Consider the following 12,370-nt stretch of genomic DNA (forward strand, 5'->3'; position numbering starts at 1 on the left):
TGCGCGCCCCTCGACCCATTTCTCCCCTCAGGAGAACGCCTAGTCGGCCTTGAACCGCTTGATGAGCTCCGCGAGCCGGCCCGCGAGCTGGGTGAGCTCCGCGGCCGCCCCGGTGGCCTGCTTCGACGCCTGCGTCGTCTGGCGCGTCACATCCTCGATCTCCGCCATGGACGCCACCACCTGCTCGGTGGCCGTGCGCTGCTGCTGGGTCGCCAGGTTGATGACCCGCGCCGCGTCGCTCGTCTCCTGCACGCCGGCGAGGATGCCCTCCACGGCCTGCGCCGCCACCGCGCCCAGCTTCTCGCCGGACTCCGTGGCGTGCTTGGACGCGTCCGCGGCGCCCGCGGCGGCCTGCGTGGCCTCGCGGATCTCCGTGATCAGGTTCTTGATCTCCTTGGTGGACTCCAGGACGTTCTCCGCCAGCCGGCGCATCTCCGCCGCGACGATGGAGAAGCCCTTGCCCGCCTCGCCCGCGCGGCTGCCTTCCAGCGCCGCGTTGAGCGCCAGCAGGTCGGAGCGGTCCGCGATCTCGTCGATCACCTCCACCACCGTGCCGATGCGCTCCACGCGCTTGGACAGCTTGGAGATGGAGTCCGCCACCGCGACGCCGTCGCTGCGGATCTGCTGCATGGCCTGGATGAACTCGCCAATGGCGCCACGGCCCGCGCGGGCCGCGCCCAGCGTCTCCTCCGCCACGCGCGCCACGCTGCCCGCGTTCTCCGCGATCTGCGCGGACGCGTGCTTCAGCTCCTCCATGGTCGCGGTCGTCTCGTGGATGGCCGCGGCCTGCTCGGTGGAGGACGTCTCGTGCTGCGTGGACGCCGCCAGCACCTGGTTGGCGGAGGACGACAGCCGCAGCGCGGCCTCGTTGATCTCCCGCACGAAGATGCGCAGCGTCTCGATGACCTTGCCGAAGCCCTCCAGCAGGGGCCCGAGCTGGGGGTCCTCCGTGGACGTGTTCCAGCGCGACAGGTCGCCCTCGCGCACCAGGATGATGAGCGAGTCGAGCGCCTGATCGATCTCCTGGGCCGCCACCTGCTTGCGGTGCTCGGCGGAGGAGAACTGCTCCAGCACCTGGTTGAGCAGGTGGCCGAAGCCGGTGGGGTCCGCCTGCACGCGGTCCTGCGGCACGCGCGCGTTCAGGTTGCCGGACAGCACCGCCATCAGCGTGTCGGTGAAGGGCTTGAGCGGATCCGCCACCGTGTTGGCGATTGCGGACTCCGCGCCGGCCTTCACGCCCGGGGACTTCCTCGCGCCGCGGGACTTCGCGGGCTTCTCGTTGGGGCTCTCCAGGGACATGTGTGTCAGTGCCTTCCTTGCGTCTTCAAGGTTTCCGCCAAATCAATGAGCAACACGGGACGGCCGGCCTCTTCATCCAGGGCGAGGCAGACGCCCACCGCATACGAAGCCGCCGCGGCGGCGGCCGGCATGCGGCGCAGCCCCGCGAGCGGGATGGAGCGCACCCCGTTGACGGCGTCCACCTTCAGGTGGCCCTCGCCCTCGGGGGTGTCGAACACGAGCGCCCGGTGCCCCTTGTGGGGCAGGCCCAGGTCGCGCACGGTCAGGTCGTCCGGGAGCGCCCGGTCGATGCGCAGCACGGACGACGCGTCCGTGCCGTACTCCGAATCACCGATCTGGAAGAAGAGGATGTCCACCTCCCCCAGGACCCGGTCCGCATCCGCGTCCAGTCCGGGGACCTCGTCATCCAGCAGGACGTTGCCGCTCATCGCACCACCGCGCGCTGACGGGCCGTCTGCAGCAGCTTGGAGAAGTTGAGCAGGTTGAGGCCATCCGCCGGCCCGGAGCCCTGCACCACGCCCAGCAGGTGCTCCGCGGCCTGATCCCCGCCCAGGGGCGGCGGCAGGATGTCCGCCACGGGGACGCGGCGCAGGCCGAGCACGGTGTCCGCCACCACGCCGGACACGTAGCTGCCGCTGACGCCCACGAAGATGCGGGTGCGCGGACCGATGCGCGCCTCGCCCTTGCTGAGGAAGCGCAGCAGGTCCACCACCGGCAGCACCTGCCCGCGGTGGCCGGTGACGCCCAGGATGAAGGACGGCGTGCGCGGCAGCGGCGTGAGCAGCCCGGCGCGCAGCACCTCGAGCACGTTCTCACTGGGGACGCCGAAGCGCAGCTCGCCCACGCGGAAGCAGAAGAATTCCTGCTCCGGCCGGGCCTGGGCGGCCACCGTACGGTCTGGCGCCATGCGCAAGGCGCGTTGGAGGGGGGAGGAGTTCGGGGTCAAGGCAGTGAAGTATCCGAGACCGGGATAAAGAGGGTCAAGGGTCCATCGTCCGGTGCCGGACCGGCCGCCTGCTCTCCGTTTCGATGGTCCAGCGTGACCCAAAGGTGTAGGGTTGTGCGCTGGAAGCCCCTGAGGAGGACGATGTCCCGCGTACTGGTCATTGACGACAGCCCGATGCTTCTGGAGCTTACCGTCCGGGCCCTGACGGCCGCCGGCTACGACGCCAGTGGCGCGCAGGACCTGGCTACGCTCAACCAGAAGCTCACCGAGGGCCCGTTCGCGCTCATCCTCATGGACGTGAACATGCCGGAGATGTTCGGCGACGACGTCGTCGAGTACCTCCGCACCCAGAAGGGCGTCACCTCCAAGCTCGTCCTCTACTCCGACATCTCGGAGCAGGAGCTGGAGGCGAAGGTGAAGAACTCCGGCGCGGACGGCTACATCCTCAAGAGCGGAGGCCTGGAGGGCGTGCTGGGGGGCGTGATGGGCCTCATCGGCGCCCCGGCGCTGAACATCCCCGCCGCGGTCCCCTCCCCCGCCCCGGCCGCCGCGCCCGCCACCCCGGCCCCCGCCGCGGCTCCGGCCGCCCCCGCCACGGGTTCCGGCGGACTCCCCAAGGCCCCGATGGCCGCCGGGGGGCGCAAGCCGCGCATCCTCATCGTGGACGACAGTGAGATGACGGCGCGGATCATCGAAGCGGACCTGGTGTCCAAGGGCTTCGAGGTCCACGTCGCGGACACCGCGGACAAGGCCACGAAGATCATCCTGAAGAAGCAGACGCGCCCGGACCTGGTGCTGCTGGACGTGCGCATGCCCAACGTGAACGGCGAACAGTTCTGCCGCTTCATCAAGAGCAACAGCCTCTTCAAGGGCATCAAGGTGCTGCTGTGCTCCGGTGAGAACGTCGAGGAGCTCCAGCGCATCTGCCGCGAGGCCGGCGCGGACGGCTACATCCCCAAGGACGCCGTGATGGGCAACCTCGTCGCCAAGGAGCTGATGCCCCCTGGCGCCGAGTAGTCACCGCGCGCTTCAGGGCTTCGCCGACGCCTCGGGCGTCACGGTCTCCCGGGCCGGGCAGCTCGTCCTGGCGGCGCGCTCCTGCAACTGTCCCTGCACCTCCGCGGACTTCGCCTCGGAGGGCTTCGCGTTCTCCACGAAGCGCTGGTACGCGGCCAGCGCCTCGCAGGGCTTGCCCAGCGCGTCGTAGGTCTTCACCAGCGCGTTGAGGATGGGGCGCTGGCCGGGCTGCAGGTCGAAGGCCTTCTGGAAGTCCGCCGCCGCCTCCTCCGTGCGCGCCAGGGCCTCCAGCGAGAGGCCGCGCCACACGTGGTAGCTGGCGTTGTCCGGCTGCGCCGTCACCAGCGCGGTGGCGGACTTCAGCGCCAGCTCCTTCTCCCCGGCGCGCGCGTTGGCCGTGTACGCCAATTGGAGCAGGACGATGTTGGGGCCGCACTTCTCACCGAACGCGTCCGTCACGCGGGTGAGGCCCTTCAGGTCGCCGGTGTCCAGCAGGAGCTGCGCCAGTTGCTGCGCCTTCGCCTTGTCGCACGGCGTCTCCGCCAGCTCCTCGCGCAGCTTGCGCACGAGCGGCTTCTTCAGGCCGTGGTCGAACTCCGGCTCCTCGGGCGCCTTGCTGCACGCGCCGAGGACGGCGCCGGAGGAGAGACAGAAGACGGCGAGGCGGAACGCGGAACGGAGGGAAGCGGACATGCCTTCCTGCGTAGCCCTTCCCTCCCGGACGGTCAAACCTCCGGCGCGCCCGCGGCGTTCTCCCGCTCGTCCAGGCCGCGCGCGAAGTTGCCGATGATCAGCCCCGGCCGCGCCGCCTTCAGCCGCTGGAGCAGCGTGCGGATGCCCACCGGCTCGCCGCCCGCGCCCACGCCGCGCGCGACCTCCAGGTACTGGAGCGGATCAATGCACAGGGAGCGCGTCTGCACCTGATCCACGCGGTACTTGCGCACCAGGTCCTCCAGCGCCCGCACCTCTCCCTCGCGGTCGGTGACGCCGGGGAACAGGAGCAGGTTGAGCGCCAGGTACGCGCCCCGCTCGCGCGCCAGCGCGATGGACGCCTCCACGTCCTCCCAGCCGTACTTCACCGGCTTGTAGTAGGCCTCGTAGAGCCCCTTGGACGCGGAGTTGAGCGACACGCGCACGGCGTCCAGCCCCGCGTCCAGCAGGGCCTTCAGCCCGTGCGTGAGGCTGGCGTTGGTGTTGATGTTGATGGAGCCCTTGTCCGTCTTCGCGCGCATCAGGCGGATGGACTCCGCGATGAACTTCCAGCGCGTGAGCGGCTCGCCTTCACAGCCCTGGCCGAAGCTGACCATGGTGCGGCCCGGCGCGTGCTCCAGGTGGTACAGGCCGATGGCCGCCATCTCCTCCGCGGAGGGGCCGTCATCCATGCGCTCATGCGAGGCCGGCGGGCCGTCCGCGGGCTGATCCGAGATGCAGCCCACGCAGCGCGCGTTGCACATCACCGACGCGGGGATGGCGCCCTCGTCGCGCGCGTAGAAGATGTTCTGCGACGTGAAGCACCGGTAGAGCAGCGCGCACGTCTTCAACTGCTTGAGCACGCGGCTGTCCGGGAAGCGCTCCATGTGCGCGGACACCAGGCCCTTGAGCTCCGGCGTGGAGTACGCCTCCGGCTCCCAGTGCGAGCGCCGGTCCGTGTGGATGGCCCACGCGAGCGGCCCCTTCTCTCCCCACGCCGCCGCCGTGTACGCCCACTGCGGCAGCACCGGCCCGCTGCCCTTCACCTCGCCGGGAAGGAACGTGCGCGTGTAGCCGGGGGGCAGGAGCGCGCCCACCGCGTTGGGCACGAAGGTCTTGCCCCCCACCTTCATCTCGCGGACCAGCTCCAGCTCGCCGGAGTCCGGGTTGAGGCCCACGGGCAGGCGGCCAGGCAGGTGCACCAGGCGCCCGGCCGCTGGCAGGGCGATGGGCTTGTCCTGCGGGGGCACCAGCTCCTCGCCGCTGCGCAGCGTGGCGATGAGGTAGGGATGCTCCATGACCCGGCCCTTGGGGTCCGCGAAGAGCAGTTTCGGCGCGTGCGTCATGCACTGTTAACTAACACGGGTGGGCCGCCCTGCGTCCAACGCCTCGCGTCATATGGATGGATGAATGACGCCCATCACAGGCGGCCCGTTTCCGCGTCGGAGCGCGCCTTGAAAGCGCTCATGCCCTGGTCTATGGGTCCGCCACGTTTTCCAGGCAGTCCCCCATTCGTCGGAGGCAGTCGTGATCGTCGGAGTCCCCAAGGAGATCAAAACCCGCGAGTACCGTGTCGGCATGGTGCCTGCGGGCGTGCGCGCGCTCACCATGGCGGGGCACACGGTGCTGGTCGAGACGAACGCTGGCGTCGGCTCCGGCATCCCGGATTCGGAGTACCAGCGCGTCGGCGCGCAGATCATCACCAGCGCGGATGAGGTGTGGAAGCGCTCGGAGATGATCGTGAAGGTGAAGGAGCCCATCGCGCCGGAGTACGAGCGCATGCAGCCCGGGCAGATCGTCTACACGTACTTCCACCTGGCCGGCGTGGATCCGGAGCTCACCAAGACGCTCATCAAGAAGAAGGTGACCGCGGTCGCCTACGAGACGCTCCAGTTGGACGACGGCAGCCTCCCGCTGCTCAAGCCCATGTCCGAGGTGGCCGGCAAGATGGCCATCCAGGTGGGCGCCGCGTGCCTGGAGAAGGCCCACGGTGGCAAGGGCATCCTGCTGGGCGGCGTGCCCGGCGTGCGCCGCGGCCGCGTGGCCGTCATCGGTGGTGGCGTGGTGGGCCTGTGCGCCGCCAAGGTCGCCGTCGGCATGGGCGCGGAAGTGACCATCCTGGACGTGAACCTGGAGCGCCTCACCTACCTGGACGACGTGTTCCTCGGCCGCGCGCAGACGCTGGCGTCGGACACGGAGTCCATCGCGCGCACCGTGCGCGAGTCGGACCTCGTCATCGGCGGCGTGCTCATCCCCGGCGGCAAGGCCCCGAAGCTGGTGTCGCGCGAGCTGATCGGTGAGATGGAGCCCGGCTCCGTCGTCGTCGACGTGGCGGTGGACCAGGGCGGCTGCATCGAGACCTGCAAGCCCACCACGCACGACAACCCCACCTTCACCGTGAGCGACGTCGTCCACTACTGCGTGGCGAACATGCCCGGCGCGGTGCCCCAGACGTCCACCTTCGCGCTCACCAACACCACCCGCCCCTACTCGCGGAAGATCGCGGACCTGGGCCTGGTGGAGGCCGTGAAGTCGGACCGCGCCCTCCAGCGCGCCATCAACACCTACAACGGCCACATCACCTACGAGGCCGTGGCCAAGGACATGGGGTACGACTATGTGCCCCTGATGGACGCACTCAGCGGCAAGAAGTGATGTAGCGGTTGCCTGCTCCACGGCCGGCCAGCCATGTGCTGGCCGGTTGCCTGGATGGGACCTTTGTACGGGTGTCCCATCCGGTTCCCACCCTGAGGAATAAATGATCCCGCCGGGCGTCTCCGCACTCCAGAAGCGGGCATGCGGGCGGCGTGGCAGGGGAAAGCGTTGTTGACCCGTCTGTTCCGGTGCATAGATTGACCGTTAGGCAGGCGACGCATTCCCCAATCATTTCGGGCCCCTGGAAGGCGGGAGCATGATGCTGGACTTCAGGCAACCCAACCGGACGAAGCAGGAATTCGAAGAGCTGGCGCTGGCGCACCTGGACCCGCTCTATTCGGCGGCGCTCCGGTTGACCAAGAACGAGCGCGACGCCGAGGACCTGGTGCAGGACACCTGCATGCGGGCCTACCGCTTCTTCGACAAGTTCGAGCGCGGCACCAACATCAAGGCCTGGCTCTTCAAGATCCTCACGAACACCTTCATCAACCGCTACCGCCGCAAGGTGAAGGAGCGCACGGTGGTGGAGGGCGTGGAGCGCGAGGCGGTGCATGAGCGCTTCGTGAGCCGGGACGCGACGGACTTCGCGGCCAACCCGGAGCAGTACTTCTTCGACCGGCTCCTGTCGGACGACGTGCTGCGCGCCATCGACTCGCTGCCCATCGACTTCCGGCTGGTGGTCATCCTCGCGGACCTCCAGGAGTTCTCCTACAAGGAGATCGCGGAGATTCTGGAGTGCCCCGTGGGCACGGTGATGAGCCGCCTGTTCCGCGGCCGCAAGCTCCTGCAGAAGACGCTGCGCGAGTACGCCGAGGGTCAGGGCGTCTTCCGGCACGACGGTGAGCCGGTCCAGGCCCCCGCGGATCTGGAAGAGTTCCGGCGCCGGAAGAAGGCAGGCTAGAAAGAGGTTGGAGGGGCGTCGTCCTCCCTCCGCCCACCTCATCGAGCGCCCATGACCTGCCAGGAACTCGAGCGGTTGCTGTATCCGTACCTCGACGGCGAATTCCAGCCCGAGGAACGCCACGACGTGGAGTCGCATCTCGAAGGCTGCGCCGCGTGCGTCGCGCGGGTGGACGAGGAGATGCAACTGCGTCAGACGCTTCGCCGCGCGGCGAAGCACTCCATCTCCGCCCAGGGCACGCGCGCGCCGGCGTCGCTGCGCGCGGGCATCCAGTCCGGCCTGCACCGCGAGCACCGCCGCGCGCAGGTGAGCCAGTGGCTGCGCGCCGGGGCCATGGCCCTGGTGGTGGTGACGGTGAGCGGCGGCTGGATGATGTACCAGTCCGGCAAGGCGCAGAAGGCCACCATCCTGGAGGCCGTGCAGCGCCACACGCGCCAGCGCCCCCTGGAGTTCGTCGCGGGCACGCCGGAGCAGATTGAAGCGTGGTTCAACGACAAGGTGGAGCACCGCATCACCCTGCCCCGCCTGCAGCAGGCGCGGCCCGTGGGCGCGCGCTTCTCCACGCTCAACGGCCAGGAGGTCGTCTACGTCAGCTACGAGACGCAGCCCCGCCTCACCAACGAGCCCAAGCGCAACATCGGCGTGTTCGTGTACCCGGCCACGGGCCAGCGGGTGATCAAGGACGAGGGCCCCACGGTGGAGAACGTCGCCGTGGACTCGAGCCAGGCGTACAACGTGGTGACGTGGCGGGATCAGGACGTCACCTACGAGCTGGTGACGGACCTGGATGACGCCGCCATCCTGCAGATGCTGCGGGATCAGGAGCACCGCTCCAACGGGCTCGTGCGCCCCGCGCAGGTGAAGCCCGCGGTGAGCGTGCAGCCCGTGTCGCTACAGCCCTGAAGCCCCCATGAAGCGGGGGCTCGGGTGGTCGCCTGCTCAACTGAATACCGGGCGTTGCGCCCGGTGTGAAGATTGACGGTCCCAGGCATGGCCGATAGCCTCGACGGCGTCTTCACTCTCGCGCGCCGCCGCTGCTGTTCCTCGCGGTGTCACACCGCGCGCCGCACCCCCAGGATGGCCGTCCCTTCATGTCCAAGCGAATCCTGATCGTCGAAAGCGACGCCACCCTCGCCACCACGCTGCAGCAGGCCCTGGAGTCGCGAGGCTTCTCCGCGCAGACGACGGGCGACGGCAAGGGCAGCGTGGAGCTGATCCGCCGTGAGCGTCCGGACCTCGTGGTGCTGGCGGTGGACCTGTCCGCGGGACAGAACGGCTACCTCATCTGCGGCAAGCTGAAGAAGGACGACGAGCTGAAGACGGTGCCCATCGTCATCATCGGCAACCCGGACGGCTTCGCGGCGCACGGCAAGCTGAAGGCGCGCGCGGACGAGTACGTGGCGAAGCCGGTGGACGCGGACGTCCTCATCGACCGCGTGGGCGGCGTCATCGGCTTCCCGGAGCCGCCCGTCAGCAACGAGGTGGTGGACGAGAGCCTCACGCTGGACTCGCTGGGCGAGGAGCCCGCGACGGACTTCGGCTCGGAGGAGATCGCCGTCGACACGGGCGAGGAGCCCGCGGTGGCCGGGGAAGACCTGGACATGCTCGACGACGCCTTCAGCGACATGTCCGAGCCCGTCACGGGCACGCCCGAGGAGCCCGTCGTCGCGCCGCCGGAGGAGCTGGAGTCCCCGTCCGGCCTGGAGGAGATCTCCGCGCTCGACTCGCTGGGGCCGGACAACGACGACTCGCTGGACATGCTGGGCGGCCTGGACGAGCCGGAGGAGAAGACCGTCGTCGGCTTCATGCCGCCGGTGGAGCCGGAGCCCGTCGCCGCCGCCCCCACCCCGCCGCCCACGCGCGCCGCCCCCACGCCGCTGCGCGCGGTGCCGCCGCCCGCCCCGGCCCGCGCCGTCGCCGCTCCGGTGACGCCGGCCGCCGCCCCGGGCCCGTCCGCCGCGGACCTGGCGGAGGTGCGCAACCTGCGCGCGAAGGTGGCGGAGCTGACGAGCGCGCTGGAGGACTCGCGCGCGGAGACGACGCAGGTCGAGGAGCGCGTGCAGTCGCTGGAGTCCGAGCTCCAGGCGAAGGCCACGGAGCTGGAGGCGTCCCGCTCCACCGCCGGCAAGAGCGACAAGGACACCTTCGCGCTGCGTGACACCGTCAACAAGCGCGACAAGGAGATCCTGCGCCTCAAGTCGGAGCTGAACCAGAAGGACCAGGAGATCATCGAGCTGAAGGATCAGCACCTGGAGCTGGAGCAGAAGGCCTCCACCTCCGACGAGGAGCTGAACCGCCGCGACGCGCAGATCAAGACGCTCACCACGCGCACCGAGCAGCTCACCTCCGAGCGCAAGCGCGTGGACCAGCAGCTCGCCACCGCGAAGGAGGAGGCGCGCGGCGCCACCGCGAAGCTGGGCACGCTCCAGGCGGAGCTGGATCAGCACCAGGCCCAGGCCCAGGCCCTCCAGGGTGAGGTGGACTCCTTGCGCGCCCAGGTGGCCCAGCAGGACGCGGACCTCCAGGCGGCGCGCGATGAGGCCGAGGGGCTGCGCTCGCAGGTGGAGGCGGCGCAGGGCGAGCTGGAGGGGCTGCGCGGCCAGTTGGAGCAGGCCCAGGCGGACCTCTCCAACCAGAGCGCCCAGGCGGCCTCCGAGGCGGACGGCCTGCGCGCGCGCATCACCGAGCTGGAGCAGGCGGCGGTGCGCAACGAGGAGCGCGTGACGAAGCTCTACGCGCGCATCAAGGGCGACGAGAAGCTGCGCGAGAAGACGAAGAAGGCGCTGGCCATCGCGCAGCAGTTGCTGGACGAGCCGGGCACCGCCGTGGGCGACGACGCCGACGAGGAAGCCGCGGCCTGAAGCACCGCGGTACCGCCTGACGGCGCCCCGGGGGAAGGCGCGGGCCGAACCGCCCTCCCCCGCCGTCAGCGCTCCGGACTACTTGCCGCCGGGCGCCTGCTTGGGGGCCGTCTTCTTCTCGTGCAGCTTCTTGGCGAAGGACTGCACGGCGGCGGGCACGTTCTTGTCGCGGGAGAGCTCCTTGAGCTCCGCGTCGCGCAGCGTGTTGAGGAACTTCATGGTGACGGTGAGCGGCACCTTGGGGTTCTTCACCAGCGCGAGCTTCACCTTCTGCATCTTCGTCCACTCGCGGTTGTTGTAGATGACGCGCAGCACGTCCTCGTTGACGGCGCGGTTCGCGGCGCACGCGAGCACCTCGCCGTCCGTGATGCGGGGGCTGCGGATGACGGCCACGCAGACGAGCTTGTTGGTGTCGCGGATGAGGGCGGAGCGGGCCTCCTTGTTGCCCAGCGTGCCCAGCTTGATCTTCTCCGCGATGGACATCTTCATGATGCGCTGCGCGAGCGTCAGGCGCTTGCCCTCCTCCATGGGGGCGGCGTCCTCGGCCTGCGCCGCCGTGCCCAGCTCCTGGAGCACCTCCTCCGCGGTGGGGCCGGGGTCCGGCGGCGCGGCGGCGGCCTGCGGGCCGTAGATGCGCACGCGCGCGGCCTGCATCGCGGGCACGTCCGCCAGCACCAGGCCGCTGCGGACCGCGAAGTCGCAGACGCTGTCCACCAGCGACGCCGGGACGCCGGGGTTGGCGCACAGGCCGCGGATGATGTCCTCGTTGCGCAGCAGGCGCAGTTGGTTCTGGGAGATGATCTCCGCCACCTTCGGGCTGCACGTGCCGGCCACGCTGGCCACGGCGTCGTCCGGCGTCTCCGAGTTGAGGACGAGCATCTCCGCGTAGGCTTCCTTGTCCTTGAGCAGGCCCAGGAAGTAGCCCAGCACGGGCGGCTGCACGCCCTCGTCGCGCAGCGCGGAGCCCAGGATGCGGTCCGGCAGGTTCGCGGACGTCTTGGCGGCCGTCTCGCGCACGTTCGCGTCCGGGTCGAACGTGAGCATGTAGAGGGCGCCCAGCATGTCCGCCGGGTTGAGCGGCACCAGGGACTTGGCCGCCATCATCCGCAGGGGCACGGGGGCGTTGGGGTCCACGTGCTTGCGCAGGTTGGGCGGCAGGAACTCCGAGTTGAAGGGGCAGCCCGGGGGCGGGGCCGGAATGCTGGGGTCAGCGGCGGTGCTCATGTCGCGTGATTCCTTCCGTAGATGATGCGCAGCCCCTCCAGGGTGAGGAACTCATCCACCTCCTGGATGGCCTTCGATTCACTGGCCACCAGCGGGGCCAGGCCCCCGGTGGCCACCACTTTCGCGGAGAAGCCCATCTCCGCCTCCATCCGCGCGCACATCCCGTCCACCAGGCTCACGTAGCCGTGGACCAGGCCGGCCTGCATGGAGTGCACGGTGTTGCGGCCCACCACGTGCGGCGGGCGCGCGAACTCGACGCGGGGGAGCTTGGAGGCGTTCTGGAACAGGGCCTCCATGGAGATGTTGATGCCGGGGCAGATGGCGCCGCCCAGGTACTCGCCCTTGGGCGTCACCGCGTCCAGCGTCGTCGCGGTGCCGAAGTCCACCACGATGAGGCCGCGGTGGTGCTTCTCGTAGGCGGCCACCGCGTTGACGATGCGGTCCGCGCCCACTTCGCGCGGGTTGTCGTAGAGGATGGGCATGCCCGTCTTCACGCCCGGGCCCACGAACATGGGGCGCGTCTTGAAGTAGCGCTCGCTCATCTTCTCCAGGATGAACTGGAGCGGCGGCACCACGCTGGACACCGCCACGGCCTTCACCAGGTTCGCGTCGATGCCGCTCCACGAGAAGAGCTGGCGCACGAGGATGCCGTACTCGTCCGCGCTGCGCCGCGCGCTCGTCTCCAGGCGCCAGTGGTCCAGCAGCCGCCGGCCCTCGTACACGCCCAGGACGGTGTTGGTGTTGCCGACGTCGATGGCCAGGAGCATCGGGCGCGCA

12 protein-coding genes are annotated in these 12,370 nt (G+C 69.9%); 5 read left to right on the plus strand and 7 right to left on the minus strand.

The features are described from left to right. Positions 1-39: 39 nt before the first annotated feature. Genes K8556_RS12755 through K8556_RS12765 form a run of 3 tightly spaced genes read right to left on the minus strand, consistent with a single transcriptional unit; the run spans position 40 to position 2,206 of the window. Positions 40-1,299 (minus strand): methyl-accepting chemotaxis protein, encoded by a 1,260-nt coding sequence (locus tag K8556_RS12755; protein WP_223740324.1) that lies wholly within the window; start codon positions 1,297-1,299, stop codon positions 40-42. A 5-nt stretch (positions 1,300-1,304) separates the two neighbouring features. Continuing rightward, positions 1,305-1,727: a Frizzy aggregation protein FrzB gene (locus K8556_RS12760; protein WP_223740325.1), complete on the minus strand. Its 423-nt coding sequence runs from the start codon at positions 1,725-1,727 to the stop codon at positions 1,305-1,307. Beyond that, entirely contained in the window at positions 1,724-2,206 is a 483-nt protein-coding gene (locus K8556_RS12765; protein WP_223740326.1) for a chemotaxis protein CheW, read from the minus strand. Before K8556_RS12765 ends, K8556_RS12760 begins: the two co-directional genes overlap by 4 nt. Positions 2,207-2,386: 180 nt before the next feature. On the opposite strand from K8556_RS12765, the gene K8556_RS12770 reads away from it, so the two are divergent. After that, positions 2,387-3,262, plus strand: coding sequence for a response regulator (locus tag K8556_RS12770; RefSeq protein ID WP_223740327.1), 876 nt, complete (start codon positions 2,387-2,389; stop codon positions 3,260-3,262). A 12-nt stretch (positions 3,263-3,274) separates the two neighbouring features. Here the strand turns inward: K8556_RS12770 and K8556_RS12775 are convergent, their stop codons facing one another. Then, positions 3,275-3,955 carry a hypothetical protein gene (locus tag K8556_RS12775; RefSeq protein ID WP_223740328.1) on the minus strand — a complete coding sequence of 227 codons (681 nt, stop codon included), beginning with the start codon at positions 3,953-3,955 and terminating at the stop codon, positions 3,275-3,277. Between the two features lie 32 nt (positions 3,956-3,987). Continuing rightward, entirely contained in the window at positions 3,988-5,298 is a 1,311-nt protein-coding gene (locus tag K8556_RS12780) for a radical SAM protein (protein ID WP_223740329.1), read from the minus strand. A 181-nt stretch (positions 5,299-5,479) separates the two neighbouring features. Here K8556_RS12780 and ald point away from each other — a divergent pair, with 181 nt between their 5' ends. From ald to K8556_RS12800, 4 genes are all read left to right on the plus strand, one after another. Next, positions 5,480-6,607: an alanine dehydrogenase gene (ald, locus tag K8556_RS12785; protein ID WP_206794060.1), complete on the plus strand. Its 1,128-nt coding sequence runs from the start codon at positions 5,480-5,482 to the stop codon at positions 6,605-6,607. A gap of 259 nt (positions 6,608-6,866) precedes the next feature. After that, positions 6,867-7,508, plus strand: a complete 642-nt coding sequence (locus tag K8556_RS12790) for a sigma-70 family RNA polymerase sigma factor (RefSeq protein ID WP_043323356.1) — start codon at positions 6,867-6,869, stop codon at positions 7,506-7,508. Between the two features lie 51 nt (positions 7,509-7,559). Continuing rightward, on the plus strand, positions 7,560-8,411 hold the full coding sequence (locus tag K8556_RS12795) for an anti-sigma factor (protein WP_223740330.1): 852 nt from the start codon (positions 7,560-7,562) through the stop codon (positions 8,409-8,411). Positions 8,412-8,599: 188 nt separating this feature from the next. Beyond that, entirely contained in the window at positions 8,600-10,369 is a 1,770-nt protein-coding gene (locus tag K8556_RS12800) for a response regulator (RefSeq protein ID WP_223740331.1), read from the plus strand. Between the two features lie 78 nt (positions 10,370-10,447). Here the strand turns inward: K8556_RS12800 and K8556_RS12805 are convergent, their stop codons facing one another. Both K8556_RS12805 and K8556_RS12810 read right to left on the minus strand, forming a co-directional pair. After that, positions 10,448-11,593 carry a hypothetical protein gene (locus K8556_RS12805; protein WP_223740332.1) on the minus strand — a complete coding sequence of 382 codons (1,146 nt, stop codon included), beginning with the start codon at positions 11,591-11,593 and terminating at the stop codon, positions 10,448-10,450. Next, on the minus strand, positions 11,590-12,360 hold the full coding sequence (locus K8556_RS12810) for a type III pantothenate kinase (protein WP_223740333.1): 771 nt from the start codon (positions 12,358-12,360) through the stop codon (positions 11,590-11,592). Before K8556_RS12810 ends, K8556_RS12805 begins: the two co-directional genes overlap by 4 nt. Positions 12,361-12,370: the final 10 nt, after the last annotated feature.

The sequence above is a fragment of the Corallococcus sp. AS-1-12 genome (assembly GCF_020036995.1).
Lineage (GTDB): Bacteria > Myxococcota > Myxococcia > Myxococcales > Myxococcaceae > Corallococcus.